The organism is Streptomyces sp. NPDC033270 (assembly GCF_055576575.1).
This window is the reverse complement of the sequence record NZ_JBVIRA010000007.1, coordinates 64852-82772: the sequence shown is the minus strand read 5'-3', so window position 1 is coordinate 82772 and position 17921 is coordinate 64852. Positions and strand designations below refer to the sequence as shown.

Below are 17921 nucleotides of genomic sequence, written 5' to 3'. Positions count from 1 at the left end.
GTTTTCACCCGGTGAAGGGCCCTGGGCGGCTCCGCCTCGCGGGGGAGCCGGAGGCGCCCGAAGGAGGAGGACGCCGGGCCGGTGTGGGTGTTTCTCGCCTACGACGGGCTGATCACGGTGATGTCGGCGGTCGGTGCGGCGCTCGCGCCGGCGACGGTACGGCCGTGGGGGCGGCGGCTTCCGGTGGGGATGGTGCGGCTGCCGTTGTGGGGCGGGACGGTGCTGCTGGCCGTACGGGGCGTGCCGGGGCTCGTCGAGAACGTCACGACGGCCACCGGGCTCACCCCGTACGGCCTGCTGAGGCTGTCGCAGCAGTCGATCGACGCCGCGTCCGGGGAATTCTGGACGACGATGGCGATCAATACGTACTTCTTCGTGGGCGCGGTGGTGATGCTGCCGCTGGTGCTGCGCTACCAGCGGGGACTGCGGACCGCTCAGGAGAAGTCGGCGGCGTGATCCCTCGCCCACTGGGCGAAGGTGCGGGCCGGGTGGCCGGTGACGCGTGCGACGGCGTCGGAGGGGGCGAAGGGCGGGGCGTCGACGGTCGCGCCGAACATCCGGACGAGTTCCCGGGCGGCCTCCTTCGGCAGGTGCGGGCCGGACATCGCCTCGGCGGCCGCGTCCTGCGAGATCTGCTCGATGCGTATCTCGCGCCCGATGGCCCGGCCGATCTCGGCGACCTGCTCGGCGACGGTCATCGGCTCGGGGCCGGTGACCGGGTAGACCCGGCCCAGATGGGCGCCGGTGCGGTCCAGGAGGGCGACGGCGGCGACATCGGCGAGGTCGGCCTCGTGGACGGGCACGCCCCGGGCGCCCGGGTGGGCATCGCGCACCACACCGGACTCACGGATCGACGCGGCCCAGGCGAGGGTGTTGGTGGCGTAGTTGGCGCCGCGGACGAAGGTCCACTCCAGGCCGGAGTCGCGCACCGCACGCTCCAGGGCGGCGTGCAGACGGGAGATGAAGTGGGTCTCGTCGGCGGGGGTGTCGGTCACCCCCATCGAGGAGTTGAGGACGATACGGCGGACGCCGGCCTTGGCGGCGGCGTCGATCAGGCCGGCCGCCGCCCCGTCACCACCGGCCGCGAGGTTGAGGAAGAGCGCGTCGGCACCGTCGAGGAGCGGTGCGAGGTCGTCGGTGCCGGTGAGGTCGGCGCGGACCACCTCCGCCGCGGCCGGCAGCGCGGCGCGCTCCGGGTCGCGGGTCAGCGCGCGTACCGCGGCGCCTTCCGCGAGGAGCCGGTCGACGAGGCAGCGGCCGATATTGCCGGTCGCTCCGGTTACCACGATCATGGGGACCACCTTCGGAGAAAGGCGAATTCGGCCGTGTGACACGGCCGGTTCCGCGGTCGGGCAAGAGGAGTGACGGTAGTTCAGCTCCGCTCGGCGGGCGCGGCATTTTTTTGCCAAGACCGAGTGGACAACCCTCACTTTTCCGGCTTACCCACAGTTTGAGTTGCGTTCAAGGGTCGTACTCGTGGTGGGATGTTCGGATGCGAACCCCCATACGCATATCTTCACCCTCGTCGGCGCCCGCTGATCGCGCCCACTCCGATTCCCCGGTGCCGGGCGCCGGGAACGACCTCGCCGGCGACACCAGAAAGCTTGAACCGGTCAATCCCTATGCAGATCTGGCGGCCCTGGCCGACCCCGAGCCGGACCCGGCGGCCGAACTCGACACGGAATTCGGCACCTTCGACGGCCCCGGATCCGCCCGCCGCCGCAGCTACCTCAACGAGCGCGACGACAGCGACGACCCGCTGGGCCTGGGGCTGCGCTCGGACGACGACGAGGGCGAGGCCTGGAAGCGGCCCAACCACCGCCGCACCAAGCGCGGCATCAGCCGCTTCGCCGCCGTCCCGATCACCGTGAAGCTGCTGGTGGCGGTGCTGGTGTGCACCGCGTTCCTCAGCCTCTTCGACCGGTTCGCCGTCCTGTACGCACAGGACAAGACCGCGGAAAAGCTGAAGGACGCACTGCATCTGAACGCCACCCCGGAAGTCGACATCCAGGGATTCCCGTTCCTCACCCAGGTCCTGGGCAAGCACGTCGACCAGGTGCACGTCACCATTCCCGATGTCGCCGCCGACCGGGTATCGCTGGCGAAATTCGAGGCGACCGCGAACGACGTACGCATCGACGGCGATCTGCCCACCTCCATCAAGGGCGCCACGATCGGCTCCATGCGCGGCACCGTGCTGCTCGCCTTTGACGACATGAACCGCGAACTGGGCGCCTCGCAGGTGAAATTCAGTGAGCTGGGACACAATTCCATCCGTGCGGACGGGCAACTGCCGATCGCCGGCCACGCATTGCGCGTACAGGCCGAGGCGCGCATTCAGCGGGCCGGCGACCGCGGTATCTCCACCGAGATCAGCCGGATGCGCCTGGACATCGGCGATGTCGCCGTCTACCGCCCCGGCACCGGCAAGGAGGAGGGCCTGCGGCTGACCCGAAAGGCCGCCGCCGACCTCAGCCGGCAGGCCGCCAAGGTCAAGTCGATGCTGTCCGTCCCGGCGATCGCGGACCGGATCGGCATCCCCCGGCCGTACATCGAAGAGGCGCTGCGCAACGAGGAGAAGCTGCACGAGCTGACCGGCTCGCCGCGCTTCATCGAGCAGCTGATGAAGGTCAACCTCGTCGACGTGGTGATCGACCACCCCTGGCTGCTGGAGAAGGTCGGCATCGACCCGAAGATCCTCGGCGCCCTGAGCGGACTGACCAAGCCGCAGCTCGCCGACCGGCTGTCGCTGTCCTTCCGCCTGCCCAAGACGCCCGGCGACGTCCGGCTGCGCAACATCTCCGTCCAGAAGGACGGCATCCGGGCCGAGCTGTCGGGGTCGAACCTGCCGTTCGGGGACGCGGCGAAGAAGAAGTAGCGGCGGGGGCGGGGGTCGCCGCCGCCCGGGGCCTCAGCTTCCCGCGCCCGGCGGCGTCGGCGGCTCGTCGGGCAGCTGCGGCGGCGGCGTCGGCGCGCCCGGCAGGGTCAGCACCGCCTCGGTGCCGCCGAGGTCGGCGGAGCGCAGCCGTACCGCGCCGCCCGCCTGCTCCGCCGTACGCGCCACGATCGACAGACCCAGGCCGCTGCCGGGCAGGCTGCGCGCGGACGGCGAGCGCCAGAACCGCTCGAAGACGTGCGGCAGCTCGTCCTGCGCAATGCCCGGACCGTGGTCGCGGACCGTCAGCTCGCCGCCGGTCAAGGAGACCTCGATGCCGCCGCCGGCCGGGCTGAACTTGACCGCGTTGTCCAGCAGGTTGACCACCGCGCGCTCCAGCCCGGCCGGCTCGGCCCGTACGTACCAGGGCTCGATGTCGGCGGTGATGGTCAGCGACGGGCCGCGCAGCCGGGCCCGGCCCAGCGCCGAGCCGACGATGTCGTGCAGCGCCACGACCTCGACGGCGCTCTGCCCGGGCTCGGGGTTCCGCGACAGCTCCTGCAGATCGCCGATCAGCGCCGCCAGCTCCCCCATCTGCGCCTTCACCGAGGACAGCAGCGCCGCCTTGTCGGCGGCCGGGATCGGTCGGCCGGACTGCTCGCTGCGCACCAGCAGATCGATGTTCGTCCGCAGCGAGGTCAGCGGCGTCCGCAGCTCATGGCCCGCGTCCGCGATCAGCTGTTGTTGCAGGTCGCGGGAGGCGGCCAGCGCCGCGGTCATGGAGTTGAAGGAGCGCGAGAGGCGGGCGATCTCGTCCTCGCCGTCCGCCGGGATGCGGATGGTCAGGTCCTCGGTGCGGGCGACGTGTTCGACGGCTTCGGTGAGGCGGTCGACGGGCTTGAGGCCGGAGCGCGCGATGACCAGCCCGGCCGTGCCCGCGCCGACGACGCCCAGTCCCGCGACGGCGGCCAGCAGCAGCGCCAGGGTGTTCAGCGCGCCCTCGATCTCCCCCAGCGGACGCGAGATGGACACCGCGAACTGCACGCCCTGGACGTCCATGTGCTTGGTCAGCACCCGCACGTCCGCGCCGCCGGTGGTGACCGCGTCGTGCAGGGTGTCCCGCAGCACGCCCTGCGCCACCGCGACGTCCGTGCGCTGCACGCGTACCGGCTGGGAGTTGGGCCCCACACAGCGCGAGCCGTCGACCTGGACGATCTGGACGTGGTAGTACGACGGCGGGGCGTTGGTGTTCTCGGTGGGGTCGGTGGGCTGGCAGTTGGCGTAGGTGACCTGCAGATAGTCCGCCGGGACAGCGACGTTCTGCAGCGAGTTGTCCACCTCGTCGCTCAGCTGGGCGCGGGTGAGCAGCCAGCAGGCGAGCGCGGAGACCGCCACGGCCACCGCCACCGCGGCGGCCGTGAGCAGGGTCAGCCGCGAGCGCAGCGGCAGCCGCCCGAAGCGCGCGCCGAGCCGGCCTCCGGCGCCCGTGTGGCCGTGGTTCATTCCGCGCCGCCGCCCGTCCGCAGGACGTACCCGACCCCCCGCACCGTGTGCACCAGCCGCGGCTCGCCGCCCGCTTCGGTCTTGCGGCGCAGGTACATCACATACACGTCGAGGGAGTTGGAGGTGGGTTCGAAGTCGAAGCCCCACACGGCCTTGAGGATCTGCTCGCGGGTCAGGACCTGCCGCGGATGCGCCAGGAACATCTCCAGCAGGGTGAACTCGGTGCGGGTCAGCTCGACCGGCCGGCCGCCCCGGACCACCTCGCGGGTCGACAGGTCCATCCGCAGATCGGCGAAGCGAAGCGTCTCGCCCTCCTCGGGCCGCGCGCCGGCCGCCGCCGCGTAGGAGCTGCGGCGCAGCAGCGCGCGGATCCGGGCGAGCAGCTCGTCCAGCTCGAAGGGCTTGACGAGGTAGTCGTCGGCGCCGGCGTCCAGCCCGGTGACGCGGTCGCCGACCGTGTCGCGGGCGGTCAGCATGAGGATCGGTACGGTCACCCCGCTCGCCCGCAGCCGGCGGGCGGCGGTCAGCCCGTCCATCCGCGGCATCAGGACGTCCAGCACGATCAGCTCGGGGTCGTAGGAGGCGACCTTCTCGACCGCGTCCAGTCCGTCGACCGCCTGCTCGGTGCCGTACCCCTCGAAGGCGAGCGAGCGCTGCAGCGCCTCGCGGACCGCGGGCTCGTCGTCGACGATCAGGATGCGGGCGGGCTGATCACCGTGCTCGGCGGGGCTCATGTGGCGGGGTTCCTCGGGTGGGACGACGGGACGAAGGGCTGCTGCTCAGCCTCGCACGACGGCGGCGGTCCGGGGAGCGGGGACGCGGAACGTCCCGTGGCGGGGCGGTCGCGGGTGGCGGCCGGGCGGGCCGTCACACGCCGCTGTTGCCGCCACCGCTCCCGCCGCCGCGCAGCGCGTCGAGGTCGGCCTTGACGGTGTTGATCGGGATGGCGAAGCCGAGGCCGACGCTGCCCGCCGTGCTGCTCGTCGCCGAGCTCGGCGAGTAGATCGCGGAGTTGATGCCGACGATCTGCCCCTGCATGTTGATCAGGGCGCCCCCGGAGTTGCCGGGGTTGAGCGAGGCGTCGGTCTGTATGGCCTTGTACGAGGTCTTCGACGAGCCGGTGTCGCCGTTGTACTGGTTGCCGCCGAACTCGAACGGCCAGCCGCCACCGCCGTCGGGGTTGTTCTGCCGCCCCTGGCCGTCCTCCTTGGGAACGGTGACGTCCCGGTTGAGGGCGGAGACGATGCCGCTGGTCACGGAGCCGGTGAGGCCTTCGGGGGAGCCGATGGCGACCACCTGGTCGCCGACCGCGAGCTTGTCGGAGTCGCCGAGCGCGGCCGCGGTCAGGCCCTTGGCCCCGCGGACCTTGATCAGCGCCAGGTCCTTGCCGGCGTCGGTGCCCATGACCTCGGCCCGCTTCCGGCTGCCGTCGCTGAAGGTGACGACCACCGTGTCCGCGCCCGCGACCACGTGGTTGTTGGTGACGATCTCGCCGTCACCGGTGATGACGACACCGGAGCCGGTGGACTGCCCGCTCGCGGTCCGCGCCTTGATCTCCACGATCGCCGGGCTGACCGCCTTGGCCACGCCCGAGACCCCGCTGCCGCTGCTCTTGCCCGCGTTGACCAGCGGGGCCGAGGCGGCGTCGGCGCTCTGCCGGGCGGTCGCGCCGGCGATCAGCGCCGCGCTGCCGCCGCCGACGAGACCGGAGACGAGCGCCACCGCCGCGATCAGCGCGACCGGCCGGCGGGCCCGGCGCCGCGGAGGCGCGGGGGCGTACGGCGGAGGCGGCGGGAAGGCCGGCCCGCCGTGGTACTCCGCGCCGTGCTCGGTGCCGTACGCGTACGGCCGGTCCTGTGGCATCTCGTCGCCGCTTCGGCGGTGGCTCTCGGTCATGGTGATCACTGTGCTCCCGGTCCATGAGAACCGTCTGAGAACGCCCTGAGAGACCCGACAGAAGTGGGTATGCCCGGTATAAAGAACCCGCGTGGAGGAGTACTAGGGCCTGTCCGAGGGGTCATGGCCAGGTGCCGTGCCAGACGCCGCGGACCCGGCCATGACCCCTCGGGCAGGCCCTAGCCGCCGTCGCAGCCGCACGACCGCCGCACCACCAGGCGCGACGGGAACTGCCGCAGCCGCTCCCGCCGGGAGCCGACCACCCGCAGACCGTCGTCCAGCACCAGATCGACCGCCGCTCGCGCCATCGCCTCGCGGTCCGAGGCGACGGTGGTCAGCGGCGGATCCGTCAGCGCGGCCTCCTTGACGTCGTCGAAGCCGGCGACCGCCAGTTCCCCGGGGACATCGATCCGCAGCTCGCGGGCGGCCCGCAGCACACCGATCGCCTGGTCGTCGGTCGCGCACATGATCGCTGGCGGCCGGTCCGGCCCGGCCAGCAGCTTCAGCGCGACCTGGTAGGCGTCGTAGCGGTTGTACGGCGCCTGGAAGTAGCGGCCGTCCGGTGTCTTGCCCGACTCCAGCATGGCCCGCCGCCAGCCCTCGACGTGGTCGGTGACCGGGTCGCCGGACTTCGGGGTCTCCTCCGTGCCGCCGAGGAAGGCGACATAGGGGTGGCCGTGCTCCAGCAGATGCCGGGTCGCCAGCTGCGCGCCCCAGATGTCGTCGGTCATCACCGCGACGTCGTCGATGGCGTCCGGCCTGCGGTGCAGCAGCACCACCCGGGCGTCCCAGGCGTCGATCTCGGCGGCGGCGTGCTCGCTGGGGCCCTGGCTGATCAGGATCAGCCCCGAGACCCGCATCCCGAGGAACGCCCGCAGATAGTGCACCTCGCGCTCGTCGAGGTAGTTGGCGTTGCCGACCAGCACCATCTTCCCGCGCTCGGCGGCGGCCTGCTCGACCGCGTGCGCCATCTCCGCGAAGAACGGCTGCCGGGTGTCCGGCACGATCAGGCCTATGAGGTCGGTACGGCGGGACGCCATCGCCTGCGCGACGCGGTCCGGCCGGTAGCCGAGCTCCTTGATGGCGGCGAGCACCCGCTCGCGCGTGGCCGGGGCGACCGGCCGGGGTCCGTTGTTGATGACGTAACTGACAACGGCGGTGGACGTACCCGCCAGTCTTGCCACATCATCCCGCGTCACCTTGGCCACGCGCGGCAGTCTACGCGGGTGGTCCTACCGGCGGGCAGGCCGTACGGCGGTGGATTCCGCGCCGCCGGCGACCGCCTGGGAAGAACCGTCACCGTCGCCGGCGCCCCGGCCGTCCGTGGACTCGCCCGGGGCGGACCTGGCGGCGGCCTGCTCGGCGCCGTCCTTGGCCTTGGCCTTGGCCTCCGCCTGGCGCTCGCCCTTCTCCGGCGTCACGAAGCGGTAGCCGACGTTGCGGACCGTGCCGATCAGCGACTCGTGCTCAGGGCCGAGCTTGGCGCGCAGCCGCCTCACATGCACGTCCACGGTCCGCGTACCGCCGAAGTAGTCATAACCCCAGACCTCCTGCAGGAGCTGGGCGCGGGTGAAGACCCGGCCCGGGTGCTGCGCCAGGTACTTCAGCAGCTCGAACTCCTTGAAGGTCAGGTCCAGGACCCGGCCCTTGAGCTTGGCGCTGTAGGTCGCCTCGTCCACCGAGAGGTCGCCGTTGCGGATCTCCATCGGGCCGTCGTCGGTGGTGATCTGCTGGCGGCCCATCGCCAGCCGCAGCCGCGCCTCCACCTCGGCGGGGCCGGCGGTGTCCAGCAGGACGTCGTCGATGCCCCAGTCGGCGGTGACGGCGGCCAGGCCGCCCTCCGTGACGACCAGCACCAGCGGGCAGCCGGGCCCGGTGGACCGCAGCAACTGGCACAGGGACCGTACGTGCGGAAGGTCCCGGCGGCCGTCGATCAGTATGACGTCGGCCCCGGGGGTGTCGATGAGGGCCGGGCCCTCGGCGGGGGCCACCCGCACACTGTGCAGCAACAGGCCGAGCGCCGGGAGCACCTCCGTCGACGGCTGGAGTGCGTTGGTCAGCAGCAGGAGCGAACTCACCTCCGACCACCTACCCGGTTCCCGGAGCATTTCGCCCTGTCCTGCTCACGGTCCTGCCTGCTTCGCTCGCCCATGACGTCTGGTTCCTCCTCGGTCCCTGCGACGGGGGCACCTCCCGGCCCTGGCCGGGGGAGTCTGCGGCACTGCTTCGTACGGTCCCCTCAGCCGCGCGGCTCGCGGCTGAAAGCACAAAAGGACCCGGGGGCTACGCTGCCCGGATCCTTCTTGTCCTGCAGAATAGCCCACCCGGCTGCCGAGCCCGAGGCCGATTTTGCACGTTCTTGTGTTCTCTCGATCACTTCGAGTGGTCGGCGCGTGTCCCCAGTTGACGAAAAGGGGCGCCGGCCCGAGGCCGCCCGCACCCCCGAAAAGCCCGTCCTGAAGCGGATCCGGCGCCCCGGCCGACACCGCGGCCGCCGTCCTCGCGCGGCGCCCCGCCGGCGCCGGCCCTCCCCCGCACCACTTTTCGCCGCAGCCGCGTTTTCCCAGCATACGGACATGATCACGGCCTCGCCCCGAGGTCCGGCGGCGGCGGTCGGGCACCGGGCGACCGGCGGCCGCGGATCCCGGCCGGGCCTGCGGACCGCTCCCCGAGCCGCCGCCCGGCCGCCGCCGGACCGCCACCGCCGGCTGCCCGGCGCCGCCCCGCCCTGCGCCCCCGAGCGGCCGGCGCTTCGCGGCCGGGGGGAGCACAGGGAGCGCACGGAAGCGCACTCCGTGCGCGCCCCGGCACGGCCCGGCACCGCCCGTCAGGCGTCGCCGTCGGGCTCCGCCTCCTCCTCGTCCTCCATCGGCGGGCGGAAGTCCTCCAGCCGCTTCAGTACGTGGATGGCGCTCTCCCGCAGCCCGGCCCATTCGTCGCGGTCGGTGAACAGCGGCTGCGAGCGGCCCTGGTCCAGCTCCGCCAGCTCGGCGAGCGCCCCCTGCGCATGGTCCAGGGACCGGCCCAGCGACTGGCGCTGATCGGCGATCCGCTGCCCCACCGGGCGCTCGTCCGCCTCCTGCGGTGCGGGCCCCGTCCCCGGCTCCGGCCGCGGCTCGCCCTGCTCACCCGGCCGCTGCGGCGACGGCCAGAGCACCGGCGCCACCGGCTGGGCGTCCGCGACGGCCCGCTGCGCCCGCGCCTCGTCCGAGGCGTAGACCACGTCCCAGGTCAGCAGCGGCACCTCGGCCCCGTCGGCCCGGCGGATCCGGTCCGGTGCCGCCAGGTCCACCGCGACGTGCTGGTACCCCTCCGCGCTCGCGTCGTCCTCGCCCGGCAGCCCGAACTCCTGCCGGGAGCCGGCGTTGCGGGGCAGCCGGTCGGCCCGGAACCGCTGGGCCGCCAGCGCCAGGGTCCACAGTCCGAGTGCGTTGCCCTCCCGGGCCAGCCCGGCGACCACGATGTTGGCGTCGGCGCGGAAGGGCACCTTGCCGGGCTCGCGCCGGGCGCTGAGGGCGGAACCGACGTTGCTGGTGATCAGCTTGTCCGCGATCAGCGCCGTGCCGCCGGCCAGGGCCAGCGTGCAGCGGGCGTCGACGTCGCCGTTCAGCGCGGGGGCGACCAGGCTGGTGAAGTCGTCGGCCGGCACCGGGATCCAGCCCTCGCACAGCACGTCCTTGGACAGCACCCCGCCGTTGCCCCACGCCTTGAGCGCCTGTTTGACGACCGACTTCTTCTGCCCCCGCCAGGGCTTGTCCACCACGGGGCCGAGCAGCCCCGCATACCCCTTGACGGTCATCCGCCGCTCGTTCTTGATCTCCTTGGCGCGGCCGCGCAGCTCTTCGAAGAGCCGGGGCCTGGTCAGGACGTGCAGCAGGTAGACGGCTCGCCACAGCGGCGTTCCCGGGATGTGGGCGTCCTGGAAGATGTCCGGGGTCGCCGACTCCCCGCGGCGGCCCACCGCGAGCGCGTACACCTCGCCGAGATGCTCCTCCATGCCCCACTCGCGGGCCCGGGTCTGGACGACGAGCTTGAGCGCCCGGGTGGCCACCTCCAGGTTCTGGGCCGCCGCGTCCCAGGGTTTGAACTCGACGTGCACCGAGGCGAGGATCGAGCGCAGGGCGTCGTCGAAGACGTCGGCCGCGGGCAGCAGACCCGTGTGGTGGGCCTCGGCGCCGACCGCGATATGCGCCGGCACCGCGTACGTCTGGGCGATCTGGATCGCCCGCAGCGAGGGCACCTCCCCGGCCGACTCGCGGCCGAACTCCTCCCGCAGCAGGCTCCGCCGCCGCTCCCGGCTCAGCGCCCAGCGCTGCGAGCGGGACTTCTGCGGCTCGTTGGCCGGCTGCTCCCGCTCGGCCGTCAGGGTCTCCACCGCCAGCTCGGCGGCCCGCGCCTGGGTGGCGCCCGGCCCGGCGAGGATCTTCCAGGCGCTGGCGAGCCGGGTGATGCCGTCCCGTGCGACCAGGGCGTGCACCGGCTCCTCGCCCTCGGCCTCGAACTCGAAGACGGCCGGGTGCACGATCAGGGCCCGGGTCACCCGCCGGGCCAGGATCGACTCCTCGTAGGAGTTGAGCGTCAGGGTGCCCTCGACGGTCTGCCAGATGTGCTTGCGCAGGTGGGCGCGGTCACGGTAGCGGTAGCGCAGGATCGCCTGCGGCCGCCCGTCCTCGGCCATGCCCAGGACCTGGGGGTCGTCCTCGTCCAGGGCGTTCTGACCGGTGCGCGGCTGGATGCCGGGGAACAGCTCGGTCAGCCACACCCGGGTGTGCACCGAGCGCAGGGTGGCCCCGTCCACATGCTCCTCCAGCAGCAGACTGCCGTCGGAGTCCTCCGACCGGCGCAGCTGCATCGCGACGAGTTCGGGGGTGACCGAGGCGCGGGAGACCGCGTGCCAGGCGTCCTCGGGGAGCGACGCCAGCCGGCTGGCGGTCCCGGCCTTGATCACCTTCGCCCGGTCGTCGACCTTCGAGGCGTCGGGCAGCTCCCGCGCGACGTCGGACACCACGACCTGTTCCTTGCCCCAGGGCACGGTGATCGGCTGCGCTGCCGCGGACTTCGACATGAACCCTCCGTCGTTTGCAGGTGGTTGAAGACTTCAACCCATCGGTCACAGCGCGCACGGCCCGTCCGCCCACGGCAGGGCGGCGCCGAACCAGTCCCCCATGAACGCGCGCTCCGGGCGCTTGGCCACGCTCTGGTACGCGGCGTAGGCCAGCAGGTCGGCGGCCTGCAGGAAGTAGTTGATGCGGGCGGACTCGAAGACCGGGACGCCCTGGATGCGCCGGTTGCGCTCCGGCAGGTCGTGGTAGGCGTCGATCAGCGCGGTCTCGGTCCCGTCGCCGTCCACGATCACCACCCCGTACTCGTCCGACGCGGCGAGTTCGGCGTTGACCCGCGCCAGCCAGGCGCGCTGGAGGGCGGGGCGGTCCCGGCCGTAGTCGTCGGTCTCCCGGTAGACGGCCGTCACCCGCACCCCGGGGATGCCGGCGACGGCCTCCAGGCCGCGGCGGATCACCCCCCGGCAGTGCGCGAGGTGTGCCTGCCGTGCCTCCCGGTCGGGCAGCCCCGGCCGGTAGACGTGGCGCCCGCGGCCCGCGGCGAGGTCCTGTGCGTGCAGCGAGGCGTCGATCGGGATGCCCAGGTCCGGGCCGCCCTCCAGCGCGGAACGAAAGCGCAGCAGGTCCTTCTTGGCGGCTTCCATGTCGTCCAGATGGACGGACAGCGAGGCGAAGGCCGCGATCGTGCGGGAGTCGCCGGCGTCGTCGGCGAAGATGATCCGCAGCGGCGCGGCGGATTCCTGGGTGGCCATGACAGCCGTCTCCGTACTGGGCCGCATTGAGGACCGCGCGCGCACGCCATCGTCCGCGCCCTCTTGGCGTGGAGCGTCCCCTCTCACCACGCACACGCGCGTACCCGGCGACCGAGCGGGTGCGGGCTCTGCGGCGGATCAGGCCTCATGGGAGGCACCACTCACCCCAAGCAGCAGCCGTCGCCCGTCAGTTCCTCGGGAGACGGCATCCAGGATCATTCCCGGACCCCGTGCGTCACAGCGTCGCCGTGCGTGACGTGTTCGTCACACCATAGCGGTGCGCCCGTATGACCTACACACAAATCCGCAACATCCAGGGGGAGTTGGGTTTACCCGCAGGTCACGGGCGCACGACGGGCGGGACTGCTTCACTCCGTCTCGGCCACCGCCTCCGCGAACTGCGCCGCGTACAGCCGCGCATAGGCCCCGTTGGCCGCCAGCAGCGCCTCGTGCGAGCCCTGTTCGACGATGGAGCCCTGCTCCATGACCAGGATGGTGTCGGCGTCGCGGATGGTCGACAGGCGATGGGCGATGACGAAGCTGGTGCGGCCGGTGCGGAGTTGGGCCATGGCGTGCTGGATGAGGACCTCGGTGCGGGTGTCGACCGAGCTGGTGGCCTCGTCGAGGACGAGGATGGCGGGTTCGGCGAGGAAGGCCCGGGCGATGGTGATCAGCTGCTTCTCGCCCACCGAGACATTGCCGCCCTCCTCGTCGATGACGGTGTCGTAGCCGTCGGGGAGGGTGCGCACGAAGCGGTCCACGTGGGTGGCCTTCGCGGCGGCGACGATCTTGTCCATGGAGGTGCCGGCGGGGGCGCCGTAGGCGATGTTCTCCGCGATCGTGCCGCCGAAGAGCCAGGTGTCCTGCAGCACCATGCCGATGTTGCCGCGCAGGTCCTCGCGGGACATGGCCGCGATGTCGGTCCCGTCGAGGGTGATCCGGCCGCCGCCGACCTCGTAGAACCGCATCAGGAGGTTGACCAGGGTGGTCTTGCCCGCGCCGGTCGGGCCGACGATGGCGACCGTCTGGCCGGGGCGGACGGACAGCGACAGGTTCTCGATCAGCGGCTTGTCCGCGGTGTACGAGAAGGACACGTCCTCGAACTCGACGCGGCCCGCGACGTGTTCGGGCCGGGCCGGTTCGGCCGCGTCCGGCTCCTGCTCCCCGGCGTCGAGCAGCTCGAAGACCCGCTCGGCGGAGGCGACGCCGGACTGGACGAGGTTGGCCATCGAGGCGACCTGGGTCAGCGGCTGGCTGAACTGGCGGGAGTACTGGATGAAGGCCTGGACGTCGCCGATGGACAGCGATCCGGACGCCACCCGCAGACCGCCGACGACGGCCACCAGGACGTAGTTGAGGTTGCCGATGAACATCATCGCGGGCTGGATGACGCCGGAGATGAACTGGGCCCTGAAGCCGGCGGAGTAGAGCGCCTCGTTCTGCTCGCGGAAGAGGGCGGCGGACTCCTTCTGGCGGCCGAAGACCTTCACCAGGCTGTGGCCGGTGTACATCTCCTCGATGTGCGCGTTGAGCTTGCCGGTGGTCTTCCACTGCTGGACGAACTGCGGCTGGGCGCGCTTGCCGACCTTGGTGGCGACGACGACCGAGACCGGGACCGTGATCAGGGCGACCAGGGCCAGCAGCCAGGAGATCCAGAACATCATGGCGAGCACGCCGAGGATGGTCAGCAGCGAGGCCACGATCTGGCTGAGGGTCTGCTGCAGGGTCTGCTGGATGTTGTCGATGTCGTTGGTGGCGCGGGAGAGCACCTCGCCGCGCTGCTGCTTGTCGAAGTAGCTCAGCGGCAGCCGGGCGAGCTTCTCCTCGACCTGCTCACGCATCCGGAAGACGGTGCGCTGGACGACCTTGGTGGCGATCCGGGCCTGGACGAAGCCGCACAGGGACGCCGCGGCGTAGATCACGGTGACCCAGAGCAGGACCTGGCCGACCGCGCCGAAGTCGATGCCGTGGCCGGGGACGACCGGCATCGTGGTGAGCATGTCGGCCAGCCCGCCCTGCCCGTCGGCGCGCAGCCGGGCCGCGGCCTCGGCCTTGGTGAGCCCGTCGGGCAGCCGGCGGCCGATGACGCCGGAGACGATCAGGTCGGTGGCGTGCCCCAGGACCTTGGGGCCGACGACGGTCAGCGCCACGCTCAGCACGCCGAGCAGCAGCGCGACGGACATCGCGGCGCGGTCGGGCCGCATCTGGGCGAGCAGCCGCTTGCCGGAGCCCTTGAAGTCCATGGACTTCTCGGTGGGCTGGCCGCCCATCATGCGGGCCGGGCCGGCCGCCGGGGCCGGGCCCCGGGCCGGAGCCTTCGAAGGGGCCTCCTCGGTGGCCGCGGGGGCCGCCGCCCCCTTGTCCGCCTTGTCCGCGGTGGTCACGCCGCCTCCTGCTCGGTGAGCTGGGAGAGCACGATCTCCCGGTAGGTCTCGTTGTCGGCCATCAGCTCGGTGTGGGTGCCGGTGCCCACGACGCGGCCCTCGTCCAGGACGACGATCCGGTCGGCGCCGCGGATCGTGGAGACCCGCTGGGCGACGATCACCACCGTCGCCCGGTCGGTCTCGCGGGCGAGCGCCGCCCGCAGCGCGGCGTCCGTCGCGTAGTCCAGGGCGGAGAAGGAGTCGTCGAAGAGGTAGATCTCCGGGCGGCGCACCAGGGCGCGGGCGATGGCCAGGCGCTGGCGCTGGCCGCCGGAGACGTTGGAGCCGCCCTGTGCGACGGGGGCGTCCAGGCCGCCCGCCATCCGCTCGACGAAGTCCCGCGCCTGGGCGGTCTCCAGGGCGTGCCACAGCTCGTCGTCGGTGGCGTCCGGATTGCCGTAGCGCAGGTTGGAGGCGACCGTCCCGGAGAAGAGGTAGGGCTTCTGCGGGACCAGGCCGATGGTCCTGGCGAGGGTCTCGGGGTCGAGGGTGCGCACGTCCACGCCGTCCACCAGGACCGTGCCGCCGGTGGCGTCGAAGAGGCGGGGGACGAGCCCGAGGAGGGTGGACTTGCCGCTGCCGGTCGAGCCGATGACGGCGGTGGTCTCACCGGGGCGGGCGGTCAGCGAGATGTCCCTGAGGACCGGCTGCTCGGCGCCCGGGAAGCGGAACTCGACGTCGCGAAGCTCCAGTTCGCCGTGCCGGCGCAGCTCGGTGACGGGGTGCGCGGGCGGCACGACGCTGGAGTCGGTCGCCAGCACCTCCTGGATGCGCTCGGCGCAGACCTCCGCGCGCGGCAGCATCATCACCATGAACGTCGCCATCATGATCGACATCAGGATGTACATCAGGTAGCTGAGGAACGCGGTCATCGCGCCGATCTGCATGTCGCCGCTGTCGATGCGCAGGCCGCCGAACCAGACGACGGCCACGCTGGAGAGGTTCATGATCAGCATGACCAGCGGGAACATCATCGACATCAGCCGGCCGGCCCGCATCGACACGTCGTACAGGTCGGTGTTGGCCCCGGCGAACCGCTCGCGCTCGTGCCCGTCGCGGACGAAGGCGCGGATGACGCGGATGCCGGCGATCTGCTCGCGCAGCACGCGGTTGACGGTGTCGATGCGCTCCTGCACCCCGCGGAAGAGCGGGCGCATCCGGCGCACGATCAGTGAGACGAGAATCCCGAGGGCCGGGACGATGACCAGCAACAGGGCGGACAGCGCGACGTCCTGATTGAGCGCCATGACGACGCCGCCGACGCACATGATCGGCGCCGAGACCATCATCGTGAACGTCATCAGCACCAGCATCTGGACCTGCTGGACGTCGTTGGTGGTGCGGGTGATCAGCGACGGGGCGCCGAACGTCCCGACCTCCCGGGCGGAGAAGGACTGCACCCGGTCGAAGACCGCGAGGCGGATGTCCCGGCCGAGCGCCATGGCCGTACGGGCACCGAAGTAGACGGCGGCGATCGCGCAGACGATCTGCAGCAGGGTCACGGCGGTCATGAAGCCGCCGATGCGGAGGATGTAGCCCGCGTCCCCCTTCACGACACCGTTGTCGATGATGTCGGCGTTGAGGGTGGGCAGGTAGAGGGTCGCCAGGGTCTGGATCAGCTGCAGGAGCACGATCAGGGATATCGAGCGCTTGTGGGGCCGCAGATGCGCCCGCGCGAGTCGGACCAACACAGAGGGAGCCTATGTGAACACTTGCCCTCGGCAATCGAATTTCCCCCAAGCCCGCCGGCGGCGTACCGGGCGGGCCGCTGCCGGCACGTGCCCGCAACGGCGCCGGCCGCCGCGTGCGCCATCATGGAGGCGGCAGACGACGGGGCGGCCCGCAAGGCGGGCGGCCCCCGACCGACACGACGAAGAGGCCGCCGTGACAACAACTGGCACCGTGCGCTACTGGGCCGCGGCGAAGGCCGCCGCCGGCACGGCTGAGGAGCCGTATGCGGCGGCGACGCTCGCCGAGGCGCTCGACGCGGCACGCGCGGCGCACTCCCAGAACCCCGAGTTCGCCCGCGTCCTGATGCGCTGCTCGTTCCTGGTGGACGGCGATCCGGTCGGCACCCGCGACCATGCGGCGGTGCCGCTGGCCGAGGGCGGCACGGTCGAGGTTCTGCCGCCGTTCGCGGGAGGGTGAGCAGGAGACCATGAACGACCACCAGCCGCAGGACCACCAGCCGTACCCGTCGCACGACCCGTACGCGCAGCCGGATCCGTACACGCAGCAGGCCCGGCACTCCGGGCACCCGCCCCAGGACGCACCGGCGGCGTACGGCGACCCGTACGGGCAGCAGGCCCACGACGCCTACGGGCAGCAGCAACAGCAGCCCCGGCACGACCCGTACGGGCGCGGCCCTTACGGCTACGAGGCGTACGGGCAGCAGCAGCCCGCACCGCCCCAGCAGCACTACGGCCAGCTGCCCGCCCAGCACCAGAGCGCCCCGCCCGCCGAGGAGGTGCACGCCCACCAGCACCCGCCGGCCCGGCCGGCGCCGGCCGCCGCGCCGGCCGCCACCGCGCCGGTCGACACCGCGCACCTCGCGCCCAACCAGCGCGCCCGCGCCGAGGGCCGCTCGCCGATCATCCCGCCCGGCATCCAGCCGGCCGCGCTGACCGCCGTGCTCGCGGCCCTGCTCGCGCTGACCGCGCCGCTGGGCCGCCCGGCGCTGGCCGTGCCGGTGGCGCTGCTGCAGGCGGTCACCGCCGCCGGCTGGTTCCGGCTGAACGGCATGTGGCCGGCCCGCCAGGGCATCGCGCTGGCGTTCCTGGCCGGACTGACCACCGACGCCGCCCTGCTCGCCACCGACCGCACGAGCGCGCCGCTGGTCGGCATCGGCACGCTCGGCGTGTGGTGCCTGCTCGTCCTCGTCCTCCAGCTGCGCAACCGCAGCAGCGCCGACGAGCGGATGTACGCGCTGACCGCCGGGCTGACCTCGACCGCGCTGGCGGTGCTCGCCGCCGGGCAGCTCGCGGCGAGCGGGCACGCGGTGAGCGTCGGCGCCGCCGCGGTCGCGGTGGCCACGCTCGCCAGGGCGCTGCCGCTGCCGTCCGCCGTCTCGATCGGCGTCGCCCTGATGGCCGCCGCCGGCGCCGGCATCGGCGCCGGCCAGCTGACCGGCCTGGGGGCGTCCGGCGCGCTGCTGGGCCTGGCGGCCGGCGGCTGCGCCCTGATCGGCCTGCGGGTGGCCAGCTACGACTACCCGTCGCGCTTTGTGCACATGACGGCCGGCGTCGCGCTGCCGCTGGCCCTGGCCGCGCCCGCGGTGTACGTGCTGGGCCGGGCGCTGGGCCAGTAGGGCCGCGTACCCCGGTCCCGTCCGCTGCGGGGGGGGGGGGGGGGGGACCCCCCCCCCCCCCCCCCCCCCGCAACAACATCGCGGGATCTTTCTTCGCTTTTTGTC

14 protein-coding genes are annotated in these 17921 nt (G+C 72.5%); 4 read left to right on the top strand and 10 right to left on the bottom strand.

The annotated features are described in order from the left end of the window. Nucleotides 1–81: 81 nt before the first annotated feature. Nucleotides 82–456, top strand: coding sequence for a DUF3995 domain-containing protein (locus ACZ5XZ_RS13090; RefSeq protein WP_468977183.1), 375 nt, complete (start codon nt 82–84; stop codon nt 454–456). On the opposite strand, the gene ACZ5XZ_RS13085 is transcribed toward ACZ5XZ_RS13090, so the two are convergent. Beyond that, nucleotides 435–1292: an SDR family oxidoreductase gene (locus ACZ5XZ_RS13085; protein ID WP_468977181.1), complete on the bottom strand. Its 858-nt coding sequence runs from the start codon at nt 1290–1292 to the stop codon at nt 435–437. The two genes, ACZ5XZ_RS13090 and ACZ5XZ_RS13085, sit on opposite strands and share 22 nt — an antisense overlap. A gap of 200 nt (nt 1293–1492) precedes the next feature. On the opposite strand from ACZ5XZ_RS13085, the gene ACZ5XZ_RS13080 reads away from it, so the two are divergent. Next, the gene (locus ACZ5XZ_RS13080; RefSeq protein WP_468977178.1) at nt 1493–2878 is read left to right on the top strand and encodes an LmeA family phospholipid-binding protein; all 1386 of its coding nucleotides are present in this window, start codon (nt 1493–1495) and stop codon (nt 2876–2878) included. Nucleotides 2879–2911: 33 nt separating this feature from the next. Here the strand turns inward: ACZ5XZ_RS13080 and ACZ5XZ_RS13075 are convergent, their stop codons facing one another. The 9 genes from ACZ5XZ_RS13075 to ACZ5XZ_RS13035 form a co-directional block, all read right to left on the bottom strand. Then, nucleotides 2912–4378 carry a HAMP domain-containing sensor histidine kinase gene (locus ACZ5XZ_RS13075; protein WP_468977177.1) on the bottom strand — a complete coding sequence of 489 codons (1467 nt, stop codon included), beginning with the start codon at nt 4376–4378 and terminating at the stop codon, nt 2912–2914. After that, a complete protein-coding gene (locus ACZ5XZ_RS13070) occupies nt 4375–5112 on the bottom strand; it encodes a response regulator transcription factor (RefSeq protein ID WP_468977175.1) in 738 nt (245 codons plus the stop codon). The genes ACZ5XZ_RS13075 and ACZ5XZ_RS13070 overlap by 4 nt, the downstream gene beginning before the upstream one ends. 133 nt (nt 5113–5245) lie before the next feature. Next, nucleotides 5246–6274: a S1C family serine protease gene (locus tag ACZ5XZ_RS13065; RefSeq protein WP_468977174.1), complete on the bottom strand. Its 1029-nt coding sequence runs from the start codon at nt 6272–6274 to the stop codon at nt 5246–5248. Nucleotides 6275–6453: 179 nt separating this feature from the next. Further along, a complete protein-coding gene (locus ACZ5XZ_RS13060; protein ID WP_468977171.1) occupies nt 6454–7482 on the bottom strand; it encodes a LacI family DNA-binding transcriptional regulator in 1029 nt (342 codons plus the stop codon). Between the two features lie 24 nt (nt 7483–7506). Then, nucleotides 7507–8352, bottom strand: a complete 846-nt coding sequence (locus ACZ5XZ_RS13055) for a response regulator transcription factor (RefSeq protein WP_468977169.1) — start codon at nt 8350–8352, stop codon at nt 7507–7509. Nucleotides 8353–9101: 749 nt separating this feature from the next. Then, the gene (locus ACZ5XZ_RS13050; protein WP_468977168.1) at nt 9102–11339 is read right to left on the bottom strand and encodes a hypothetical protein; all 2238 of its coding nucleotides are present in this window, start codon (nt 11337–11339) and stop codon (nt 9102–9104) included. A gap of 45 nt (nt 11340–11384) precedes the next feature. Beyond that, on the bottom strand, nt 11385–12086 hold the full coding sequence (locus ACZ5XZ_RS13045; RefSeq protein ID WP_468977167.1) for a DUF3800 domain-containing protein: 702 nt from the start codon (nt 12084–12086) through the stop codon (nt 11385–11387). A gap of 368 nt (nt 12087–12454) precedes the next feature. Beyond that, nucleotides 12455–14470, bottom strand: coding sequence for an ABC transporter ATP-binding protein (locus tag ACZ5XZ_RS13040; RefSeq protein ID WP_468977165.1), 2016 nt, complete (start codon nt 14468–14470; stop codon nt 12455–12457). Further along, nucleotides 14467–16200, bottom strand: coding sequence for an ABC transporter ATP-binding protein (locus ACZ5XZ_RS13035; RefSeq protein ID WP_468977163.1), 1734 nt, complete (start codon nt 16198–16200; stop codon nt 14467–14469). The genes ACZ5XZ_RS13040 and ACZ5XZ_RS13035 overlap by 4 nt, the downstream gene beginning before the upstream one ends. A gap of 211 nt (nt 16201–16411) precedes the next feature. Here ACZ5XZ_RS13035 and ACZ5XZ_RS13030 point away from each other — a divergent pair, with 211 nt between their 5' ends. Continuing rightward, entirely contained in the window at nt 16412–16657 is a 246-nt protein-coding gene (locus ACZ5XZ_RS13030) for a MoaD/ThiS family protein (RefSeq protein WP_468977473.1), read from the top strand. 10 nt (nt 16658–16667) lie between these two features. Then, nucleotides 16668–17816 carry a hypothetical protein gene (locus tag ACZ5XZ_RS13025; protein ID WP_468977162.1) on the top strand — a complete coding sequence of 383 codons (1149 nt, stop codon included), beginning with the start codon at nt 16668–16670 and terminating at the stop codon, nt 17814–17816. Nucleotides 17817–17921: the final 105 nt, after the last annotated feature.

Coding starts and splice junctions, on each gene's coding strand:
- ACZ5XZ_RS13085 (WP_468977181.1), bottom strand. CDS start 1,292: ATGATCGTGGTAACCGGAGCGACCGGCAATATCGGCCGCTGCCTCGTC.
- ACZ5XZ_RS13080 (WP_468977178.1), top strand. CDS start 1,493: ATGCGAACCCCCATACGCATATCTTCACCCTCGTCGGCGCCCGCTGAT.
- ACZ5XZ_RS13075 (WP_468977177.1), bottom strand. CDS start 4,378: ATGAACCACGGCCACACGGGCGCCGGAGGCCGGCTCGGCGCGCGCTTC.
- ACZ5XZ_RS13070 (WP_468977175.1), bottom strand. CDS start 5,112: ATGAGCCCCGCCGAGCACGGTGATCAGCCCGCCCGCATCCTGATCGTC.
- ACZ5XZ_RS13065 (WP_468977174.1), bottom strand. CDS start 6,274: ATGACCGAGAGCCACCGCCGAAGCGGCGACGAGATGCCACAGGACCGG.
- ACZ5XZ_RS13050 (WP_468977168.1), bottom strand. CDS start 11,339: ATGTCGAAGTCCGCGGCAGCGCAGCCGATCACCGTGCCCTGGGGCAAG.
- ACZ5XZ_RS13045 (WP_468977167.1), bottom strand. CDS start 12,086: ATGGCCACCCAGGAATCCGCCGCGCCGCTGCGGATCATCTTCGCCGAC.
- ACZ5XZ_RS13025 (WP_468977162.1), top strand. CDS start 16,668: ATGAACGACCACCAGCCGCAGGACCACCAGCCGTACCCGTCGCACGAC.